The sequence below is a fragment of the Mesorhizobium sp. B3-1-8 genome (assembly GCF_006439495.1).
Lineage (GTDB): Bacteria > Pseudomonadota > Alphaproteobacteria > Rhizobiales > Rhizobiaceae > Mesorhizobium.
Map to the genome: position 1 here is coordinate 21,118 of NZ_VFTK01000005.1, position 19,226 is coordinate 40,343.

The following is a 19,226-nucleotide window of genomic DNA, read 5'->3' on the forward strand; positions in this document are numbered from 1 at the left end:
CAGCCGTCCCATTGCCGCATTTGTTGGCCACGTCTGGTCTGGTTTTGAGGGAAACCGCCATGTTTTTCAGTCTGATCGCCATTGCCGCCGTCATAGCTCTTTTCGTCATCGTTTCACGCCAGCAGAACCGCATCGCGCTGGTCGAGCGCGAGCTCGGCGTCCTGCGCGGCCTGGTGCAGTCGGGCGCTTCGCTGTCCGCGCCCGAGGCGGCGGACGCCACGCAGGAGGATCTTCCCGAGGAGGCCAACGCAGCCGTGGCGCCTGCCGCGCGGTCGGCGGATGGCGCGGCCGAAGAGATCGCCGCGAAGCCCGAGGCGACCGAACAGGCGGCAGCGGCAGGACCTTGGACGAAGGCCCAGGCGGCCGCGGCGCAATCCGCCGGGCCATCCGACCCGGCGCAACCTGTCTCAGCCACCGAGACGCCCGGAGCAGAACCGCCCGCGCCCGCGAAGGCGGCGCGCCAGAGCGACGTCGAGACGGCGCTGGGCACGCGCTGGGCGGTCTGGGTCGGCGGCATCGCACTGGCGCTGGGCGGCCTGTTCCTGATCCGCTACACCATCGAAGCCGGCATCTTCGGCCCCGGCGTGCGCCTGACGATGGCCGGCGTCCTCGGCCTGGTGCTGGTTGGCGGCGCCGAATTCATCCGCCGCACCGGCTTCAAGGTGCCGGTGCAAGGCGCCGCCGGCGCCTATATCCCCGCGATCCTGACCGGGGCGGGCGCCTTCATCCTGTTCGGCACGGTCTACGCCGCGCACGGCATCTATGGCTTCATCGGCCCGGCGACGGCCTTCGTGCTGCTTGGCGCCATCGGCGTCGCGACCATTGGCGCATCGCTCCTGCATGGCCTGGCGCTGGCCGGCATCGGCCTCGTCGGCGCCATGGTCACGCCGGCGCTGGTCGCCTCGCAGGCGCCCAATCCCTGGGCGCTGTTCGTCTATCTGGCGATCGTGCTCGCCGCCACGGCGGCAATCGCCCGCATCCGCGACTGGAGGGCATTGGTTGCCGCCGCTTTCGCCGGCACCGGAATCTGGACCATTCTTTACATGGTCGACGCGCCGGACGTGAATCTTGCCGCCGTCCTGTTCATCAGCCTGGCGACGCTCGCCGTGCTGGCTTTCGTCTGGCTCGGCCTTTTCTTGGTTACTGGCCGCGACCATGCGGCGCGCGGCTTCGACTGGCCGTCGATCGCGCCCGGCTTCTTCATCGCCTTGAGCGCGCTTGGGCTGTCCGTCGATCCGGCCTTTGCCAGCGCCGGCGATGCCTTGCACGGCGCGGTCCTTTTGGCCGCGCTGGTCGCGGTGGCGCTCTACCGGCCGCGCGCGCTGCCGCTGGTCTTCGCCGCCGGCATCGCGACAGTGCTGATCTATCTCGGCATCATCCCGCCCGCCACGATCGGCGCCAATGCGCTCGATGTCGGGCTGGACGCTCAGCCCCTGGCGTCGTCCGACACGCTTACTTTCCGCATCGGCATCGCGCTTGGCCTGATCTTCCTCGCGGCCGGTTTCTGGGCGGCGCGCCGCTTTGCCGCCACCGCTTCGCTGCGCGCGGCCTGCTGGGCCGCCTGGGGCGTCATTGCTCCGCTGACGGTGCTCACCGCGCTGTGGCTTACCTTCGGCGATATCGACCGCGACCTCGGCTACGCGTTGCCGGCGTTGTTGCTGGTGCTCGCATTTGCCGCCGGCGGTGAATGGATCGCGCGCGCCGAGGAGCCGCCGTTGACCGGCGGCCCGGCTGTGTCCTTCGCGCTTGGCGGCGCCGGCGTCGCCGGCCTGTTGATGCTGCACATGGCCTTCGGCTCGGGCTGGACGACCGTGCTTCTTGGAGCCGCCGCGATCGTCCCGGCGCTGGCGACGCGCTGGCGGTCCTACCCCGTGCTGGGCTGGGTCGCGGTGGGCGCGGCGGTCGCCGTGCTCGCCCGTATCGCCTTCGATCCGACCATCGTCGGCGCGGCGTTTCTGTCCAGGACGCCGGTCTTCAACTGGCTGCTGCCTGGCTACGGCGTGCCGGCGCTCGCCTTCGGCTTCGCCGCCTGGCAACTCGCCCGCACCACCAATGGCCGGCCGCGCCTTGCCATGGAGGCAGCCTCGGCGCTGTTCGCGCTGCTCACCATCGCCATGCTGGTGCGCCACGCCATGCATGGTGGCGTCATCGACACCGGCACCGTGACTCTTGCCGAACAGGCGATCTACACGCTGATCGCGCTCGGCGCCGGCGCCATGCTGGTCGCCATCGACATGCGCTCGCCAAGCTCGGTGCTGCGCTATGGCTCGATGGCCGCCGGCGTGATCTCGGCGGGCCTGATCGCCGTGCAGCATTTCGTGGTGCTGAACCCGCTGCTGACGGACGAGTCGACCGGCACGGTTCCTGTCTTCAACCTTTTGTTCCTCGCCTATCTGCTGCCGGCGATCGCGGCGGGCGCGCTGGCGCTCTATGTCCGCGACAAGCGTCCGAGATGGTATGCGGCGATGCTGGCGCTGATCGCCTCGCTGCTTGCCTTCGCCTATGCCACGCTTTCGGTGCGCCGCCTGTTCAAAGGCGAGTTCATCGCCTTGTGGAGCGGGCTTGGCCAGCTCGAGACCTACACTTACTCGGCGCTCTGGCTGGTCATCGGCGTTGCGTTGCTCACCGCCGGCGTCTGGCTGAAGTCGCAAGTGCTGCGCATCGGCTCCGCGGTGCTGATCGCGGTCGCGGTGCTGAAAGTCTTCCTGTTCGATATGTCGGAGCTGGAAGGCGTGCTGCGCGCGCTCTCCTTCATCGGCCTCGGCGCCGTGCTGATCGGCATCGGCCTGTTCTACCAGCGGCTGCTGACGCGGGCGGCGAGGAAAGGGTGAAAGTCTGGGTTTCCTGGACTGCTGCCACTATTTCCGGACAACGCCGCGCAGGCGGCGCTCTTCGGCTGCCTCTTTGATGAGGCCAGCAATCTTGCGGACGAATGCCGGACTGAAGGAACCGATCGGCTTCGTCGTCACGAGGTCGTAAGCTTCGTCAACACGCGCACGGTTGTACTCGTCGAGGATCAGCCATGACGGAAAATCGAGGCCGCCCCTACGACACTCGATCTCACTGATGGCAATATAAGTGCGGGTCGCGTGGGGTTGCTGCGAGGTGAGCGGGAACAGGAACAGCGCTGCCGGCGTAGTCGGCGTTCTGACCACGATGCAGACAGGGCGCGCCTTGCGGCCGGACTCCTCACCAGCGTCAGCCTGCCGTGCCCACAAATAGTAATATCGAAGCAGATCGCCGGGCTTAAACATCCGGCTCATTGCCACTTATGATGGCTTCCAACCCCGACATCAGTTCGTTGTGGATCTCGTCAGGCGCATTCTCGAGCGTGTAAGCCGCGGCATGAGATGAACCAACGAGTTGCCGGTATTGCCTGGCCGACAGGATGATCAGCTTTTCCTTGCCGCGTTTTGTCAGCGCGACAGGCTCGATCATTGCTGTTTCGAGGATTTCGCCCGATACGCGGTTCATGTCTGAAAAGGTGAATTGTTTCATCGATTGCCTCATACGCGATATACGCAATATACGTATCTTACGTAATTAAACAATGAGTCGGTTTGGGACTCGAACGGGAATAAGCCGGCCCACGCCTTCGTTATTCATTTGCTTGGGTAATCGCAGCGGTTCGGCGCTTCGCGCTGACTGCTTGCACCGCGCCTGGAAGGCGCGTTCTATCGGGATGGAAAGCGACCTCGAAACAAGCGGTCATGGACGACAAGAAGGCAGCGATCCTGAGCGAAATACCGCGGTTGCGGCGCTATGCGCGCTCGCTGCTGCGCGACCGCGATTCCGCCGACGATCTCGTCCAGGATTGCCTGGAGCGGGCGCTTGTGCGGCTCGACAACTGGCAGACTGGAGAGAGCCCCCGGAGGTGGCTGTTTACGATCATGCATCACTTGTTCATCGACCAGATGCGCAAGGTCAACCGGCGCGGCGAGGCGGCGATATTGCCTCTCGAAGCCGGTGAGGCCCAGTCCGCGCCCGCCGATCAGGTCGAGACCATCGCTTCGCGCGAGATCATGGATGCCTTGCAGGCGATCAGCCCCGATCGCCGCGCGGCCTTGGTGATGGTCGCCATCGAGGGCTTTTCCTATGCCGAGGCAGCCAACATCCTTGGCGTGCCGGCCGGCACGCTGATGTCGCGCATCGCGCGCGGCCGCGAGGAATTGCGAGGATTGCTCGACGACACATTGCGCCGCCGCTCGCTGAGGATCGTCGAGAAATGACCCGCCGCGATTTTTCCGAACGCGATATCCACATGGCCCTCGACGGCGAGCTGCCGGGCGACGAACGCATGGCCTATGACGCCTGGCTCGAGGCCAATCCCGAGATGAAGGCGAAGTCCGCGCGCTACATCGCCGATCGCGCCGCCATGCGCGCTGCTTTCGCTGGCGTGATGGACGAGCCGGTGCCGGCGAGGCTGCGGCAGGCATTGCTCGGCCAGGCTTCTACAAAGGCATCGGCCTGGCGCTCGCGCTGGTGGCTCTCGGCCGCGGCTGCCGTGGTGCTCGCCGTCGGCGGGTTTGGCGGCTATATCGCCGGCATCGACGGCATCGCCCGTGGCGGCGACGGCGACGACCAGCTCGCCGAGCAGGCGATCGCCGCCCATGTCGTCTACGCGGCCGAGAAGCGTCATGCCGTCGAGGTTCCGGCGAGCGACAAGGATCATCTCCAGACCTGGCTGTCGAACCGCGTCGGGCTGAAGCTGGTTGCGCCCGACCTGACGGCCGAGGGCTTCGAATTGATCGGCGGCCGGCTGCTGCCGGCCGGTGAGCAAGGCAAGGCGGCAATGCTGCTCTACGAGGACGCCAAGGGCGAGCGCATCTCGCTCTTCGTCACCGCCGAATCGGCTCAAACATCGAAGGGCACCTATACGGCCGAGGCGGGCGGTCCGGAGGCGGTCTACTGGCTGGACAAGGGCTATGCCTGCGCCGTCGTCGGCTCGTTGCCGCCTGAGCGATTGTCGGATGTCGCAAAGAGCGCCTATGGCCAGCTCGTGGCCGGCATATCGAGCTGAACCGGCTGCGTTTTTCGGCGGCCGGCAACCCGTCGAACGGCAATTCCGTTCAAGCGCCTGGCCCTTTCCTGCCGTGGCGGAAACTGTCACAATTCGGCCCTAATCAAGGAGCGATAGCGCTTGATGAATGCCGGCGCTTCGGCCAGTGTTCGCGACGCATCCACCGGGGCCGTTTTCTTAAACCCAATCGAGGTTCTCCCAAGCCCGCATGCCTGCCGAGATCCGCAAGGCCCGCGCGTCAGACGTCGATGACCTCGCCGCCATCGAGAAGGCCGTTTTTCCGGGCGACAGGCTCTCGCGCCGCTCTTTCCGCCAGTTCATCGAACGTGAAACCGCCGAGATGTTGGTGGCCGAGAACGAGGGCCGAGTCGCCGGCTATGCCGTGGTGCTGTTTCGCAAGGGCAGCGGAGTCGCGCGGCTCTATTCCATCGCCGTCGGCCCCTTCTTCGGCCGGCTCGGCATCGGTCGCCTTCTGTTGGCGGCCGCCGAGGAAGCGGCCTTCGAGCACGATCGGCTGCTGCTTCGTCTCGAAGTGCGCGAGGACAACGACCGCGCCATCCGTATCTACGAGCAGGCCGGCTATCGAAGACTGGGCCGCGAGCCCGACTATTACGAGGATGGCGCGACGGCGCTGCGCTATGAAAAGACGCTGCGCGGCGACACCCCGACCGCGACCAAGGTGCCGTTCTACCAACAGACCTGCGAGTTCAGCTGCGGCCCGTGCTGCCTGATGATGGCGATGGCCAATTTCGACCGTGGCTTCGTGCCCGACCCGGTCATGGAAATCCGCCTGTGGCGCGAGGCGACCACGGTCTTCATGATGTCCGGCCCTGGCGGCTGCGAGCCTTTCGGCCTAGCGGTCGCCGGCTACGAGAGCGGGCTCGCGGCCGAGATATTCGTCTCCTTCTACGGCGCGTTGTTCCTGCAGTCGGTGAGGAGCGAGGACAAGCGCCGGGTGATGGAGCTCGCCCAGGTCGATTTCCGCCGCCGCGCCGAACTCTACGGCATTCCCGTCAATTACCGTCCGTTCGGCATCGGCGACATCCGCGACGCCCTGGCCGAGGGCAAGCTGGTGGTCGTGCTGGTCAGCGGCTTCCTGATGTTCGGCAAGAAGGTGCCGCATTGGGTGCTGGCCATCGGCGACGACGGCGATCATATCTTGATCCACGACCCATGGGTGGAGGATGAAAGGCAGGAAACGATCCTCGATGCCGCGAACATTCCGGTGCCTTACGACATTTTCATGAACATGGCGCAGTTCGGCCGCGACGGTTTACGCGCCGCCATCACTCTGGGAAAACGCTGAGACAATGACCTGGGTTATCCTCACAGGCAGGCAGAACGACATCGATCAGGTGGCCACACCCCACAAGATCATCACCAACCGCGACTATCTCGCGCATCCGGCGCTGTTCCGCGGCCAACGGCCGAAGGTGATCAACCTGTCGAACAACTACGGCTACCAGAGCCGCGGCTACTACGCCTCGCTGCTGGCCGGCTCGCGCGGCCACCGGGTGATCCCGACCGTCGAGACCATGATCGACCTGTCGGAGCGCAAGCTTTACGAGCACGCGTTGCCGGAACTAGAGCTTGCCTTGAACAAATGCAGGAAGGATCTCGGCGGGACTTTCCCGGCCAAGGTCGCGATCTTCTTCGGCATCGGCCCGTCGAAGGTCTGGGACCGTTTCGCCAAGCTTTTGTTCGACTGGTTCCGCGCGCCGGCGCTCGAGGTCCACATCAAGGACAGCGCCGAATGGGCCTCGATCCGCAAGATCGGCTTCCTGCCGCTCGCCCGCATGACCGAGGATGAGGAAGAATTCTTCCTGCAATGCCTGGACACCTACACCAACCGCGAGTGGCGCGACACCAAGGGCCGCACGCCGGCGCGCTATACTTTCGCCACGCTGGTCGATCCGCATGAGGAACTGCCGCCGTCGGAAATCTCCTCGCTGCGCTATTGGGCGAGGATTGCCGAGAAGATGGGCGTCGAAGTCGAGCCGATCACCAGGAAGGACTTGGCCAAGCTCGCCAACTACGACGCGCTGTTCATCCGCGAGACCACCTCGATCTCCAACCACACCTACCGCTTCGCGCGCCGCGCCCAGCAGGAAGGCATGCCGGTGATCGACGATCCGCTGTCGATGATCCGCTGCACCAACAAGGTCTATCTCAATGAGCTGATGACCTACAACAAGGTGCCGGTGCCGCCGACGGTGATGATCGCCGGCACGTCCGACTTCGACGTGGCGGCGCAGACGCTCGGCTTCCCTCTGGTGCTGAAGATCCCGGATTCGTCTTTCTCGCGCGGCGTCAAGAAATGCGAGAACATGGCCGAGTTGACCAAGCTCGCGACCGAATGGCTGGACGATTCCGATCTCTTGATCGCGCAGAAATTCATTCCGACCGAATATGACTGGCGCGTCGGCGTGCTCGGCGGCCAGCCGCTCTTTGCCGTGCACTATCTGATGGCGAAGAAGCACTGGCAGATCGTCAACCACAAGGCCAGCGGCAAGCCCGACCAGGGCGGGATCAAGACGTTCACGCTGAAGCAGACGCCGCCTCATGTCGTCGAGACGGCGGTCAAGGCCGCAAAATGCATCGGCGACGGGCTCTACGGCGTCGACCTCAAGGAGACCAAGGACGGCGTCTTCGTCATAGAGGTCAACGACAATCCCAATCTCGACCATGGCTGGGAGGATTCGGGCGAGAAGGACGAGCTGTGGGTGCGGCTGACGCAATGGTTCCTGGAGCGCCTGGAGAGGCCGGACAAGTAGCGGCCGGACAAATAGCGGAGGGAACAAAATGCTGTTTTTCGTGATCGAGGATTTCCACGGCTCGGACCGCAAGGGGATCTACCGCCGCTTCCGCGACAAGGGCCGGCTGAAGCCCGACGAGCTCGTCGTGCATCACAGCTGGATCGCGGGCGACATGAGCCGCTGCTTCATGCTGGTGGAAGCCGACGATGCGACGGTGCTGCAGCGCTGGGTCATCGAATGGGCGGATTTGGTCGAATTCGAGATCGTTCCGGTGGCCAACAGCAAGGACATGGTAGCGGCGTTGGCCGGGCATCTGTGAACGCATGTTTCGCGGGCCGTCAGATTGACGGCGTGACCAGCGCCGGGGAGCCGACCGCGCGCATGCATTCCCCGATCAGCCATTCCCGGAACGCCGCCACGGCATCGCGCCTCGCGCTGCGTTCGGGGATCGTCAGGCAATAGGGCTGGCGAAGTTCCAGGGATTGTGCGGCGGCCCGCACCAGCTTGCCATCCTCCAGCGCCTGGGCGCAATAGATGCCTTGCGCCAGCGCCACGCCCAGTCCTGAAATGGCGAGATCGAGCGCTGCCCGAGACGAGTTGGCCGAAAGCCCGCGCTGTGCCGCGCGGGACTCGCTTCCCGCCGCGTCGAACCAGTTGCGCCAGGATGGAAAGGCTGCCCCCGTCGGTCCCCAGTCGGTGTGAATGAGCGGCAGACCGGCAAGGCCGTCGGATCCGGTCGCGCCGGCCAGCGTCGGCGCGCAGACGGGATAGACGGCATCCCTGACGATCTCCTCGGTCGGATGCTCGCGATAGTGCGGACCGTAGGAGAGACGGATGTCGATCAGTTCATGATCGAACGGCACCGGATCGTCGTCGCCTCTCAGCGATATGTCGGCGGCGCCATGCGATGCGACAAAGCCGGCGATGCGCTCGGAAAGCCAGCCCATCGCCATGGAGGGCGGCACCGAAACGACGAGCCTCGGCCGGAACGCATCGCCACTGACATCGCGTGCGACGCTGCCGATTTCGCGGAAAGCCATGCTGAGCCGCGGCAGCATCTCCACCCCGGCCTCGGTCAGCACCGCCCGCCGGTTGACCCGATGGAACAGCTTTCGTCCCATCTGCTCCTCGACGGTGCGGATAAGCTGGCTGACGGCCGCCGCTGAAATCGACAGTTCCTCCGCCGCGGCCGCGAAGCTGCCCGTGCGCGCCGCTGCTTCGAAGGCCTGAAGTCCGCGCAAGGAGGGAAGAGCGACCATGGCAATCCGAAAGATAAGTCTACCTTATCTATTTCGCAGAAATCCTCGTTTTTCGAAAGGTTTATTTCTGGGTATCGTGGCCTCATGAACGCAATCGACCACGACGCAGCCATCGACCACCGTTCCGTGATAGCCTCGCTGACGAATGAGGAGCGCAGCCGGCTGACCGGAAAATCGGATGGGCCGGGTCTTGTCCAGTTCGCGCTCCATCTCGGCGCGATCATCCTCCTCGGCGCGCTGATCGCGGCCAAGGTGCCGTTCTGGCCGGTCCTGATGCTGCCGCAGGGCGCCCTGATCGTGTTCCTGTTCACGCTGCTGCATGAAACGGTCCACAGGACGGCGTTCGAAACACAGTGGCTGAACGATATGGTCGCGCGCTTCTGCAGCCTGGCGATCGCGCTGCCGGCCGACTGGTTCCGCTATTTCCACTTCGCCCATCACCGCTTCACCCAGGACCCCGAGAACGATCCGGAACTGGCCTTTCCGAAGCCCGAGACGATGCGGCAATACATCGTTCACGTCTCCGGTCTTCCGGTATGGTGGGGCCATTTCAAGACGCTCTACACCAATGCAATGGGGCGCTGCCGCGACAGCTACGTGCCGCCAAAGGGCTTGCCGAAGGTGAAGGCCGAGGCGCGGGCGATGATCGCCTTCTATGTCGTCCTGCTGGCGCTTGCGGTCTGGTTCAAGGCATCGGTGCTGCTTTATGTCTGGATCGTGCCGGCGCTGCTCGGCCAGCCGTTCCTCAGGCTCTATCTGCTGGCCGAGCATGGCCGCTGTCCCTTCGTCGCCAACATGCTGGAAAACACCCGTACGACGCTGACCAACTGGTTCGTGCGCAAGCTCGCCTGGAACATGCCTTACCATGCCGAGCACCACGCCTATCCCGGCGTGCCGTTCCACCAGTTGCCGCAATTCCACCGGCTGATCGAGCGGCACCTCAAGGTGGTCGAGCCCGGCTATGTGAGCTTCCATGAGAAATATATCGAGACGCTGCGCTAGCGCGTATTGATATTCAGGTGATGCCGGCCTGCAAATGCCGGCTTCCTGCGCTTCCGGTGCTCACGTACTTCAAGTACGCTCCGCTCCGGTTCTCGGAATCCGCCATTTTCGGCGCGGCCTAACCCGAATCTCAACACGTGCTCGGGAAATCAGCCCGATTGGCGCAGCAGCGCCTGCGCACGCAGCAGCCGGCTCACCTCGGCGGCCTTCGCCGGCACGCCGATCAGATAGCCTTGCGCCTCGCCGCAGCCGGCCTTGCGAAGCATGTCCAGCTGCGCCTCGGTCTCCACACCTTCGGCGGTGACGGTGATGCCGAGCTCGGCGCCTAGCCCGATCACCGTGCGCACGATAGCCGCCGTGTCGCGCTTGTCGAGATCGCTGGTGAAGGAGCGGTCGATCTTGATCTTGTCGACGGGGAAACGCCGGAGGTAGCCGAGCGAGGAATAGCCGGTGCCGAAATCGTCGAGCGCGATGCGCACGCCGAGACCGCGCAACTGGCTTAGCGTCTTCAGCACGGCGTCGCTCTCGTCCATCATCACCGTTTCGGTGATTTCGAGCTCCAGTCGGTTGGCCGGCAGACCGGAGAAGGCAAGTGCCGCGATCACGCTGCGGGCGAAGCCGCCGCTCTTGATCTGCGCGGCCGAGACGTTGACGGCCATGCGCATGTCCGGCGGCCAGTTCGCCGCCACGTTGCACGCCTTGCGCAGCGCCCAGTCGCCGAGTTGCACGATCAATCCAGTTTCCTCGGCGACGGGGATGAAGTTCTCCGGCGACACCAGGCCGCGCGACGGCGAGCGCCAGCGCATCAGGGCTTCCGCGCCGACAATCCTGCCGGAGCCGATGTCGAGGATCGGCTGGAAATCGAGTTCGAATTCGCGCCTGGAGAGCGCCGCCTCGAGATCGGCCTCGAGCGCCCGGCGCTCGCGCATCAGCGCATCCATGCCCGGCTCGAAGAAGCGATAGACATTGCGTCCTTCGCTCTTGCCCCGGTAGAGCGCCATGTCGGCATTGGTGAGCAGTGTGTCGGCGTCGTGCCCGTCGCCGGGATAGAGCGCGATGCCGAGGCTCACGCCCACATGCATTTCGCGCCCTTTGTCGCGATAAGGCTTGCCGACGATCTCGACGATGCGCTTGGCGAGCTTTTCGGCGTCGGCGACGCTCCTGATGCCGAACTGGATGATGGCGAACTCGTCGCCGCCGAAGCGCGCCACCACGTCCTTGCTGCTGCGCACCGAATGCTGCAGCCGCTTGGCGACGCATTGCAGCAGCCAGTCCCCGGCCGGGTGGCCGAACGTGTCGTTGACGGCCTTGAAGCGATCGAGGTCGAGCGAGAAGATCGCCAGCGGCTTGGCCTCGCCAAGCGCCTGGTCCAGCCGATCGCGAAACATCGAGCGGTTGGGCAGGTTGGTCAGCGTGTCGTGATGCGCAAGATGCGTCATGCGCTCTTCGGTGCGTCGGCGCTCGGTGACGTCCTCGAAAGTCGCCACCCAGCCGCCGCCGGCCAGCGGCCGCCGCAAGACGAAGAGCGTTCGGCCGTCGACCAGTTCGCGATAGCTGGAGCGCGACTGGCCGGCATCCAGGCTGGCCCTCGTCTTCCCGACCTCGACGTCGATTTCCAGCGGCGCGAAGATGCCGAGGCGAATGAGTTTGTCCAGCATCTGGCGATGCGTCATGCCCAGCGCGAAATCCGACGCCTTGGCGTTGCACAGGTCCAGAAAGCGCTGGTTGCGCACGATGAGCCGGCCCTTGGCGCTGTACATCAGCAGGCCTTGCGACATGTTGGCCAACGCGGCGTCGAAGCGGCGGTGCTGCTCCTTCAACTCCGCCTCGGCGCGCCGTTCCTCGGTCACATCCTCGTAGATCGACACCCAGCCGCCGACGGCGATCGGCCGGTGCGAAATGACGACGATGCGCCCGTCCGACAGGACTTCCTCATAGGTCGAGGCCTTGGCGCCGTCGATGTAAGGCTTGCGGATGGCATAAAGCTCGCTCGCGCTCTGCGAGGCGATGCCGATGTCGACGCTGTGCTGCAGGATGTCGAAGAAAGGAATGCCGGGCTTCACCACCTTGGCGTCCAGGCTGAAGATCTCGAGGTAGTTGTGGTTGCAGATGATCATCCGCTCATCGGCATCGAACATGCACAGGCCATGCGACATGTTCTCGACAGCCGCCGCGAAGCGCTCGTTCTGAGCCCGCAATTCTTCCGCGATCCGCCGTGCCGGACCAATGGCGGCCGTTCTTCGCTTGCCGGCGGTGGAAGCAGTCTTGACATGTGCGCCGGGCATGAGCACGCCTTCGGACCGTGACCGAACGCAATACTGTCGCGGTCGCGGGTTAATTTAGCGTTCTTTTATGGGGTTGTATTCACGGCAAGCGAAGACTGGCGCTTGGCTTCCAGCGTCTTGAAACGCTTGAGAAAAGCCGTTTGCGCCCAGGTCACGGATTTTGGCGTGAAGTCGAAGCGGTCGGCGGAGAAGCCGCGCGGCCGCCCGAAATACTCGGTCGCCTCAGCGGTCGAAAAGCCAGCCAGCAGCGTCGCTTCGTAATAGGCGGCGATCTGGTCGGCGCGTTTGATGTCGTTGCGCAAGGAGGCGGCGAGCTCCGCCGGCAGCGAGAAACGCAGATGGATGGCGCGCTGCAGGCGCAGCTCGCAATCCTTGTAGGAACCGCCCATCACCGATTTGAACGGTGAGATCATGTCGCCGATAACGTATTCGGGCGCGTCATGAAGCAGCGCCGCAAGCCGTGCTTCGGCCGTCGCCTCCGGCGCCAACTCGCCATACAGCGCCTCGACCAGCAGCGAATGCTGCGCCACCGAGAAGGCATGGTCGCCGCTGGTCTGGCCGTTCCAGCGGGCGACCCGGGCAAGGCCGTGCGCGATGTCGGCGATCTCGATGTCGAGCGGCGAGGGATCGAGCAGGTCGAGCCGCCGGCCGGACAGCATGCGTTGCCAGGCGCGCGGCGGCGCTCCGGCCCGGTCGGCCGCCATCAGGCCTCCTCCGCGCTGACCGCACCTTCAGGGAAGGCGAATTTCGCCCAGGCGGGAATCGCGAGCTTTACCGGAACCTCGCCCGCCATGATCGCCTCGCCGGCGTCGACCGCCGCCTTGACACGGTCGATGCGGGCAACGGCAAGACCGGTCCGGCCGTCGACAGACCCGAGCGTGCCCACCGGCCGCCCGGCGACCGTGAGCTCGGTGCCGGCAGCGGGCAGGGGACCATCGGCCGACGCGATCAGCACACGGCGCCGCGCGGTGCCGCGATGCTGCATGCGCGAGACCACTTCCTGGCCGATATAGCAGCCCTTCTTGAATCCGATGCCGCCAGTTTCGTCGAGCAGCACGTCATGCGGAAAGGCATCGCCGAGCTGGTAGTCGGAACCGCTCTCCGTGATGCCGTTGCCGATGCGCAGCACCAGCCAGGCATTTGAGTCGCCGCCGTCCTTTGCCTCGCCTTCGTAAGCGCGCCTCACCGACACATCGCGGAAGCGCGTGTCGGCAAGCGCCATTGAATCGGAAGGTGAGGCGGTTGAATCATCGCCCCACGCGACCGTGACAAGCGCCTGATCCTGTTTGGCAATATCGGCCTTCGCCCTTAGCCGGTAAAGCATCAGCCGGCGCACGAAATCGTCCGCGATATCGGTGCGGCATTCGAGGCGAAAACCATTCTCGCCGGCGCGCGAGATCATAAAATCGAACAGGATCTTGCCCTGCGGCGAAAGCAACGCGCCGGGTTTGGCTTCCCCGGGCCGAAGCGCGTCGAGGTCGGTGGTGAGGATGTTCTGCAGGAAATGCTCGGCATCGGGGCCTGACACGGAAATGAGCGCGCGGTCTTGGAGCTGGGCAAAGGGCATGGGCGGGCCTGATCTTGCAAAACGTTCGGCCATTACGTAAGCCGGCCACACTCCCCCCGCAAGAGATTGGACCTGCCATGGCAACCACCTTCGACCTCATCCTGACAGGCGGCACGGTGGTCAATCATGACGGCGAGGGCCGGCGCGACATCGGCGTGAAGGCCGGACGCATCGCGCGGATAGGCGATCTCGGCCAGGCTTCTGCCGGCGAAACCATCGACTGCACGGGCCTGCACATCTTGCCGGGCGTCGTCGACAGCCAGGTGCATTTCCGCGAACCGGGGCTGGAACACAAGGAGGATCTGGAGACCGGCTCCCGCGCCGCGGTGCTGGGCGGCGTCACCGCCGTCTTCGAAATGCCCAACACCAATCCGCTGACCACCAGCGAGGCAGCACTTGCCGACAAGGTGCGCCGCGCCACCGGGCGCATGCATTGCGACTTCGCCTTCTGGGTCGGCGGCACGCGCGACAATGCCGGCGATGTCGGCGAACTGGAACGGCTGCCGGGAGCGGCCGGCATAAAAGTGTTCATGGGTTCGTCCACCGGCGACCTGCTGGTCGAGGACGATGAAGGCGTCGCCTCGATCCTGCGCAACACCCGCCGCCGCTCCGCCTTCCATTCCGAGGACGAATTCCGCCTGCGCGAGCGGCTCGGCGAGCGCGTCGAGGGCGATCCGTCGTCCCATCCCGTCTGGCGCGACGAGATCGCGGCGCTGCGCTGCACCGAGCGGCTGGTGCGCATCGCCAGGCAGACGCGCGCGCGCATCCATGTGCTGCACATCTCGACAGCCGAGGAGATCGTCTTCCTCGAACAGCACAAGGATGTCGCGACCTGCGAGGCGACGCCCCACCATCTGACGCTGAGCGCCGACGACTATGCGCGGCTGGGTACGCTGATCCAGATGAACCCGCCGGTGCGCGCCGCTCGCCACCGCGACGGCGTCTGGCATGGCATTTCGCAAGGCATCGTCGATGTGCTGGGCTCCGACCACGCGCCGCACACGCTGGCGGAAAAGGCAAAGCCCTATCCGGCCTCGCCGTCGGGCATGACCGGCGTGCAGACCCTGGTGCCGATCATGCTCGATCATGTGAACGCAGGCCGGCTCACTTTGCAGCGCTTCGTCGACCTTTCCAGCCATGGTCCGCAGCGCATATTCGGCATGGCCAGGAAAGGCCGCATCGCCGCCGGCTACGATGCCGATTTTACGGTCGTCGACCTGAAGCGCCGCGAGACCATCACCAACGCCCAGGCCGGCTCCAAGGCCGGCTGGACGCCCTATGACGGCAGGGAGGTCACCGGCTGGCCGGTCGGCACGGTCGTGCGCGGCACACGCGTCATGTGGGAAGGCGAGATCGTCACGCCCGGCCAGGGCAGGGCGGTGGAGTTTTCCGAGGCGCTGCCGGCCTAGGCCCTTGCCAAGAATTGGATTTATTAAGCGCTCTGCATTATCTTGGATGCACCATGACCGCGAATATTGCGCCGATCATTCCTGCGGAGTTTCCTGAACTCCAGGCGCTCGCCTGGAACCGCGATGTCACGTGTCCTATCCCCGCTAAAGAGGCCTTTGCGCTTTACGAACGCAACTGACGCTTTGTCGACCAAAAGCGCCTTACGGCGCGGGAGAAGCTGCTTATCATGAAATTGGCCGACGAATTTGGCCACGGTATCCTTCTGACCACAGCCTGAGCCGTAGCGACAATCCCAGCCGCTGTCGTTGCGCTGTCCCGCCAACATTGCCGTACCTGTTGCGTCTCAATCCCCGGCGACGAAGAACAGCCACTGTCCGGTCGGCGTGATGCCGACGCGGTAGAAGATGTAGGCGCCGAACTGCTTCATGTCGTCATAATCGCTGGCCGTGACCAGCTTGAACAACTCGACACGCTGCCTGGGATCGAGCTTGTCGAGCGGCAGCGCGAAGAAATACGGCCAGACATAGAGTTCCTGCGGCGTGCCGGTGTCGACATGGACATAGCCGGCCGAAAGCACCTCTTCCAGGATGGCGAGGATTTCCTGGCCGTCGCCGTCGCCCGAGAGGCTCTTGAGGAAGGTGATCGGGTCGCCGTCGATGTCGCCAAGCGACAATTGCGTCATGGAATCGCCCTTGCCGATCAGCGATCTCAGCTTCTCGATGTCACCGGTCCGGCAGGCTTCGATGATCAGCCCATGCATGCGCTTGACCGGTTCGGGAAGCGTGTTGAGGTCGTAGACGACCGCAGGCGGCGGAGCGTCCGGATCGGTGCGCGGGCTGGTGATGCCGCCATTGGCGGGCGGCGTCTCCGGCTCCGACTTGTCCGTATCGTCGGCAGGTTGGTCCGAGGGCTTGGTGCCGGGCGCCTCCGGCATCGGCACGGTGGTGCCGGGCGCGGCGCTGTCGCCAGTTGCGGGCGGGGTGCCCGGCGAAGGCAGGTCCTCGCGCTGGATTTCGCTCAGCGCGTAGGAAGGCGTACTCGTGAGGCACAGGGGCAGCGTCAGGCAGGAAGCGGCGATCAGGATGCTGAGGGCCAGCCCGCGCGGCCGGCCTGACATCGAAAATCTCACCGCTTGCCTCTCCATGGTTCCCGGGTTCGGCCCCGGCCGGCGCTCCGAGCGTCCAGGCGCATGGCATGATGCCCAAATGGCGTGTCGCCGTCAAAAACTCGTGGTCAAAGTCGCTGTCAAAACAGGTGGCTAGTGCTTCAGCCGTTCCGGCTCGAAGGCGCCGGCGATCACCTTTTCCCGCATGCGGTCGAGGAGCGCGAGCGCAGAGGTCTCGCCATTGGCGCGCAACATCTCGCCGAAAGCGGTCTCCAGCGCTGCCTCGGCGATGATTTCCGGCTCGATGCCGGCCGATAGGCCTTCGGCCCACGCTTCGCTGTGACTCTCCACGGCAGTCAGCCGCTTTTCTTCCCTGACCAACGCGTCGATGTCGCTGACGCCATGTTCCATTGCGATGTCCACTTCTGCAAGCATCGATCCGACGAGGGATCAGGCTTGGTCTGTCAGTTCGTCCGCAGCCTCATTTAAGTCTTTGTAAATACGACATTTTTACGGTCGCAATCTACATTCCGATCGGGACTGCGCTCAATCGATGCCGAGCTTAGCCGATTAGACCTGCTTGGGGCATCAAAACCTTCAGTTTGAGTTAATTCCACAATCGCGCGCTAACGTTTCATTAACGCTGTTGCGCAAGTGCAACACATGGTTGCACCAGAGCGGGACAGGACACAATAAGGCGCGTCACATTGGCGCCGATTGCCCGCAAAAAATCTGCGCAAAACGCGCAGCGGCCGAGCCGGCCTCAATTCCCGTAGCGGGAAGCGATGTCGCGCGACAGCGTCTCGCCTTCCTTCATGTAGCGGGCGATGGCCTCGGTCGCCGACGGCGTGCATTGGGTGTAGGTGCCGCTGAAGGAGCGGTAGCCGCGGTTGAACGATGCGATGAAGCGGGCGCGCCGGTCGGGATCGGGATTTTCCGATTCGAGCAGCTTTTCCATCTCGGCCCGCCACTGGTCGCCCTTCTCGCCGCACAGGTTGCGCAGGAAATGCAGCGATCCGAGCACTTCCGCCAGCCGCATCAGGCCGGGCTCGAACGGCGCCTCGGCGGCGGGGGTCGGGGATGCCGCAGCGATCATGCTGACAGCGAGGCACGCGGCAAGAAGAGCAGAAGCGCGGGTCATCAAAGCCTTGGCGTGAGGGAGTTAAAGCTTTGTGGCGAAACATTTTGTCGCCCGCAAGGCGATTTTTTTCAGCGTCTACGCGCCTGCGGCGGGCCGGAGCAATTCCTCGGCGACCGAGAACACGTCGCCCGCCAGCGGCATCTGCGTCATTTGCGCCAGCGTGTAGAACGCCGCCGTCTCGGCATCGTCGCTGGCCACGGGCTCGCCGCCGGCATAGGCGGCGCCGAACACTGTCAGCAGATAGTCGACCGCGTGGTTTTCACTGCTGCCGTCGATATGGATGTCGCGCAGCGGCCGGTAACCTGTCGCTTCGAGCCCGGTCTCTTCCTGCAACTCGCGCGCCGCGGCTTGGGCCAGCGTCTCGCCCGCTTCGACCTTGCCGCCGGGATAGGCGTAGAGCCCCTGCGATGGCGCCCGCGCGCGCTTGACCAGAAGCACCGTCTCGCCGCGCACGACGGCGACGGAAACGGCCGGTATGAGCTTGCGCTGTTCCATGCGTGTCGATCTTTCCGCAGCCTTTTGTGGACCGATTGGGTGAAACAAGCTTTAGCCGTTGCGGCGTGGCGGTTCCATCGCCACTTTCATTGCACGTCAATCGAAGAGCCAGATCCATGTGCGGACGCTTTGCCCTGACCGCCACGCCGGACCAGACCGCCGCCTTCCTCGGCCTGGCCGAGCTGGAGGAATTTCCGGCGCGCTACAACATCGCGCCGACGCAGCCGGTGCTGATGGCGCTTGCCGGGCCGCAGCGGGAGCCGGGCTCGAATCTGCCGGACCGCCAGGCGATGCTGGTGCGGTGGGGCCTGATTCCGGCCTGGGTCGAGGACACCAAGGCGTTTCCGCTGCTCATCAACGCCCGCTCCGAGGGTGTGCTGCAAAAGGCTTCTTTCAAGACCGCGATGCGTCACCGCCGCGCTCTTGTGCCGGCATCGGGTTTCTACGAGTGGCAGCAGTCGGGCAGCGGCAAGGGGCAACCTTACTGGATCCGCCCGCGACGCGGCGGCATGGTCGCCTTCGCCGGCCTGATCGAAACTTTTTCCGAGCCCGGCGGCTCGGAGATGGATACCGGAGCGATCGTCACGATCGAGGCCAATGCCGGCATCGCCCATATCCACGACCGCATGCCGGTGGTGATCGAGGAACGCGACTTCGCCCGCTGGCTGGATTGCCGCACGCAGGAGCCGCGCGACGTGCTCGATCTGCTGAAGCCCGCCGAACCCGATTTCTTCGAGGCGATTCCGGTTTCCGGCCTGGTCAACAAGGTCGCCAACACCGGGCCGGAGATTCAGGAGCGCGGCATCGTTTCGCCGCAGGCCGAAAAACGCGGGCGCCAGAAGCCTGGCGCGGACGAAAACCAGATGAGCTTGTTCTAGCGAAGGTTATCAGCCTTGCGAGGCTGCTTCCGGAGGCCTTCATCTCCAGGGCGCTCTCTGGCGCCCTCATCGCCGGCGTCCCCATTGTCGGGGACCGTGCCGGTCGTGCCCTTTCAGGCAACGCGCGGCGAAACGATCTTCTGCGCGGGCTTCTTCTTCTTCGCGGTGTGGAGGAGGGCCGCGACGATTGCTGCCGGGCCGATCGCGCGGTAGTGGCTGGCCAGTGCGGGCTGCGTTTGTCGGTTCTGTTCCTGCTTGGTGCGAGCCATGATTCTCTTCCCTGGTAACGGTTTCGTGTCCAGCGTTTG

At 64.8% G+C, this 19,226-nt stretch carries 20 protein-coding genes and 1 pseudogene; 10 read left to right on the top strand and 11 right to left on the bottom strand.

What is annotated here, in order from left to right:
- The first annotated feature begins 59 nt into the window (after positions 1-59).
- The gene (locus tag FJ424_RS06085; RefSeq protein ID WP_140651657.1) at positions 60-2,831 is read left to right on the top strand and encodes a DUF2339 domain-containing protein; all 2,772 of its coding nucleotides are present in this window, start codon (positions 60-62) and stop codon (positions 2,829-2,831) included.
- Positions 2,832-2,858: 27 nt separating this feature from the next.
- Here the strand turns inward: FJ424_RS06085 and FJ424_RS06090 are convergent, their stop codons facing one another.
- Positions 2,859-3,254, bottom strand: coding sequence for a hypothetical protein (locus tag FJ424_RS06090; RefSeq protein WP_181175229.1), 396 nt, complete (start codon positions 3,252-3,254; stop codon positions 2,859-2,861).
- Complete coding sequence (locus tag FJ424_RS06095; protein WP_140651659.1) at positions 3,247-3,498, bottom strand: type II toxin-antitoxin system Phd/YefM family antitoxin; 252 nt, start codon at positions 3,496-3,498, stop codon at positions 3,247-3,249. The genes FJ424_RS06090 and FJ424_RS06095 overlap by 8 nt, the downstream gene beginning before the upstream one ends.
- A 212-nt stretch (positions 3,499-3,710) precedes the next feature.
- Here FJ424_RS06095 and FJ424_RS06100 point away from each other — a divergent pair, with 212 nt between their 5' ends.
- The 5 genes from FJ424_RS06100 to FJ424_RS06120 all read left to right on the top strand — a co-directional run bounded on the left by FJ424_RS06100 (position 3,711) and on the right by FJ424_RS06120 (position 8,095).
- Entirely contained in the window at positions 3,711-4,229 is a 519-nt protein-coding gene (locus FJ424_RS06100; protein WP_140651661.1) for an RNA polymerase sigma factor, read from the top strand.
- A complete protein-coding gene (locus FJ424_RS06105) occupies positions 4,226-5,020 on the top strand; it encodes an anti-sigma factor (protein ID WP_140651663.1) in 795 nt (264 codons plus the stop codon). The genes FJ424_RS06100 and FJ424_RS06105 overlap by 4 nt, the downstream gene beginning before the upstream one ends.
- A 208-nt stretch (positions 5,021-5,228) precedes the next feature.
- Complete coding sequence (locus FJ424_RS06110; RefSeq protein ID WP_140651665.1) at positions 5,229-6,326, top strand: GNAT family N-acetyltransferase/peptidase C39 family protein; 1,098 nt, start codon at positions 5,229-5,231, stop codon at positions 6,324-6,326.
- A 4-nt stretch (positions 6,327-6,330) separates the two neighbouring features.
- Positions 6,331-7,794 (top strand): RimK family protein, encoded by a 1,464-nt coding sequence (locus tag FJ424_RS06115; RefSeq protein WP_140651667.1) that lies wholly within the window; start codon positions 6,331-6,333, stop codon positions 7,792-7,794.
- Positions 7,795-7,822: 28 nt separating this feature from the next.
- Positions 7,823-8,095 (top strand): DUF3303 family protein, encoded by a 273-nt coding sequence (locus FJ424_RS06120; protein ID WP_140644404.1) that lies wholly within the window; start codon positions 7,823-7,825, stop codon positions 8,093-8,095.
- Positions 8,096-8,114: 19 nt separating this feature from the next.
- On the opposite strand, the gene FJ424_RS06125 is transcribed toward FJ424_RS06120, so the two are convergent.
- On the bottom strand, positions 8,115-9,035 hold the full coding sequence (locus FJ424_RS06125; protein WP_140651669.1) for a LysR substrate-binding domain-containing protein: 921 nt from the start codon (positions 9,033-9,035) through the stop codon (positions 8,115-8,117).
- A 111-nt stretch (positions 9,036-9,146) separates the two neighbouring features.
- Between FJ424_RS06125 and FJ424_RS06130 the strand changes: the two genes are divergently transcribed.
- Entirely contained in the window at positions 9,147-10,037 is an 891-nt protein-coding gene (locus FJ424_RS06130) for a fatty acid desaturase family protein (RefSeq protein ID WP_140651938.1), read from the top strand.
- 149 nt (positions 10,038-10,186) lie between these two features.
- Here the strand turns inward: FJ424_RS06130 and FJ424_RS06135 are convergent, their stop codons facing one another.
- The 3 genes from FJ424_RS06135 to FJ424_RS06145 form a co-directional block, all read right to left on the bottom strand.
- Positions 10,187-12,322: an EAL domain-containing protein gene (locus tag FJ424_RS06135; RefSeq protein ID WP_140651670.1), complete on the bottom strand. Its 2,136-nt coding sequence runs from the start codon at positions 12,320-12,322 to the stop codon at positions 10,187-10,189.
- Between the two features lie 65 nt (positions 12,323-12,387).
- Positions 12,388-13,026 (bottom strand): HD family hydrolase, encoded by a 639-nt coding sequence (locus FJ424_RS06140; protein WP_140651672.1) that lies wholly within the window; start codon positions 13,024-13,026, stop codon positions 12,388-12,390.
- Complete coding sequence (locus FJ424_RS06145) at positions 13,026-13,889, bottom strand: folate-binding protein YgfZ (protein ID WP_140651674.1); 864 nt, start codon at positions 13,887-13,889, stop codon at positions 13,026-13,028. Before FJ424_RS06145 ends, FJ424_RS06140 begins: the two co-directional genes overlap by 1 nt.
- Positions 13,890-13,966: 77 nt before the next feature.
- Between FJ424_RS06145 and FJ424_RS06150 the strand changes: the two genes are divergently transcribed.
- A complete protein-coding gene (locus FJ424_RS06150) occupies positions 13,967-15,298 on the top strand; it encodes a dihydroorotase (RefSeq protein WP_140651675.1) in 1,332 nt (443 codons plus the stop codon).
- Positions 15,299-15,351: 53 nt separating this feature from the next.
- Positions 15,352-15,576, top strand: a pseudogene (locus tag FJ424_RS06155) (hypothetical protein).
- A 66-nt stretch (positions 15,577-15,642) separates the two neighbouring features.
- Here FJ424_RS06155 and FJ424_RS06160 read toward each other — a convergent pair.
- The 4 genes from FJ424_RS06160 to FJ424_RS06175 form a co-directional block, all read right to left on the bottom strand.
- On the bottom strand, positions 15,643-16,428 hold the full coding sequence (locus FJ424_RS06160) for a hypothetical protein (RefSeq protein ID WP_140651677.1): 786 nt from the start codon (positions 16,426-16,428) through the stop codon (positions 15,643-15,645).
- 129 nt (positions 16,429-16,557) lie between these two features.
- On the bottom strand, positions 16,558-16,815 hold the full coding sequence (locus FJ424_RS06165) for a hypothetical protein (RefSeq protein ID WP_040984202.1): 258 nt from the start codon (positions 16,813-16,815) through the stop codon (positions 16,558-16,560).
- A gap of 352 nt (positions 16,816-17,167) precedes the next feature.
- Complete coding sequence (locus FJ424_RS06170; protein WP_140651679.1) at positions 17,168-17,545, bottom strand: TIGR02301 family protein; 378 nt, start codon at positions 17,543-17,545, stop codon at positions 17,168-17,170.
- A gap of 75 nt (positions 17,546-17,620) precedes the next feature.
- Positions 17,621-18,040: an NUDIX domain-containing protein gene (locus FJ424_RS06175; RefSeq protein WP_140651681.1), complete on the bottom strand. Its 420-nt coding sequence runs from the start codon at positions 18,038-18,040 to the stop codon at positions 17,621-17,623.
- Between the two features lie 116 nt (positions 18,041-18,156).
- Here FJ424_RS06175 and FJ424_RS06180 point away from each other — a divergent pair, with 116 nt between their 5' ends.
- A complete protein-coding gene (locus tag FJ424_RS06180) occupies positions 18,157-18,918 on the top strand; it encodes an SOS response-associated peptidase (protein ID WP_140651683.1) in 762 nt (253 codons plus the stop codon).
- A gap of 113 nt (positions 18,919-19,031) precedes the next feature.
- Here the strand turns inward: FJ424_RS06180 and FJ424_RS06185 are convergent, their stop codons facing one another.
- Entirely contained in the window at positions 19,032-19,187 is a 156-nt protein-coding gene (locus FJ424_RS06185; RefSeq protein WP_140644414.1) for a hypothetical protein, read from the bottom strand.
- Positions 19,188-19,226: the final 39 nt, after the last annotated feature.

Excerpts from the sequence above, each read along its gene's own strand:
- FJ424_RS06085 (WP_140651657.1), top strand. The coding sequence starts at position 60 with ATGTTTTTCAGTCTGATCGCCATTGCCGCCGTCATAGCTCTTTTCGTC.
- FJ424_RS06090 (WP_181175229.1), bottom strand. The coding sequence starts at position 3,254 with ATGTTTAAGCCCGGCGATCTGCTTCGATATTACTATTTGTGGGCACGG.
- FJ424_RS06095 (WP_140651659.1), bottom strand. The coding sequence starts at position 3,498 with ATGAAACAATTCACCTTTTCAGACATGAACCGCGTATCGGGCGAAATC.
- FJ424_RS06100 (WP_140651661.1), top strand. The coding sequence starts at position 3,711 with ATGGACGACAAGAAGGCAGCGATCCTGAGCGAAATACCGCGGTTGCGG.
- FJ424_RS06105 (WP_140651663.1), top strand. The coding sequence starts at position 4,226 with ATGACCCGCCGCGATTTTTCCGAACGCGATATCCACATGGCCCTCGAC.
- FJ424_RS06110 (WP_140651665.1), top strand. The coding sequence starts at position 5,229 with ATGCCTGCCGAGATCCGCAAGGCCCGCGCGTCAGACGTCGATGACCTC.
- FJ424_RS06115 (WP_140651667.1), top strand. The coding sequence starts at position 6,331 with ATGACCTGGGTTATCCTCACAGGCAGGCAGAACGACATCGATCAGGTG.
- FJ424_RS06120 (WP_140644404.1), top strand. The coding sequence starts at position 7,823 with ATGCTGTTTTTCGTGATCGAGGATTTCCACGGCTCGGACCGCAAGGGG.
- FJ424_RS06125 (WP_140651669.1), bottom strand. The coding sequence starts at position 9,035 with ATGGTCGCTCTTCCCTCCTTGCGCGGACTTCAGGCCTTCGAAGCAGCG.
- FJ424_RS06135 (WP_140651670.1), bottom strand. The coding sequence starts at position 12,322 with ATGCCCGGCGCACATGTCAAGACTGCTTCCACCGCCGGCAAGCGAAGA.
- FJ424_RS06140 (WP_140651672.1), bottom strand. The coding sequence starts at position 13,026 with ATGGCGGCCGACCGGGCCGGAGCGCCGCCGCGCGCCTGGCAACGCATG.
- FJ424_RS06145 (WP_140651674.1), bottom strand. The coding sequence starts at position 13,889 with ATGCCCTTTGCCCAGCTCCAAGACCGCGCGCTCATTTCCGTGTCAGGC.
- FJ424_RS06150 (WP_140651675.1), top strand. The coding sequence starts at position 13,967 with ATGGCAACCACCTTCGACCTCATCCTGACAGGCGGCACGGTGGTCAAT.
- FJ424_RS06165 (WP_040984202.1), bottom strand. The coding sequence starts at position 16,815 with ATGGAACATGGCGTCAGCGACATCGACGCGTTGGTCAGGGAAGAAAAG.
- FJ424_RS06170 (WP_140651679.1), bottom strand. The coding sequence starts at position 17,545 with ATGACCCGCGCTTCTGCTCTTCTTGCCGCGTGCCTCGCTGTCAGCATG.
- FJ424_RS06175 (WP_140651681.1), bottom strand. The coding sequence starts at position 18,040 with ATGGAACAGCGCAAGCTCATACCGGCCGTTTCCGTCGCCGTCGTGCGC.
- FJ424_RS06180 (WP_140651683.1), top strand. The coding sequence starts at position 18,157 with ATGTGCGGACGCTTTGCCCTGACCGCCACGCCGGACCAGACCGCCGCC.
- FJ424_RS06185 (WP_140644414.1), bottom strand. The coding sequence starts at position 19,187 with ATGGCTCGCACCAAGCAGGAACAGAACCGACAAACGCAGCCCGCACTG.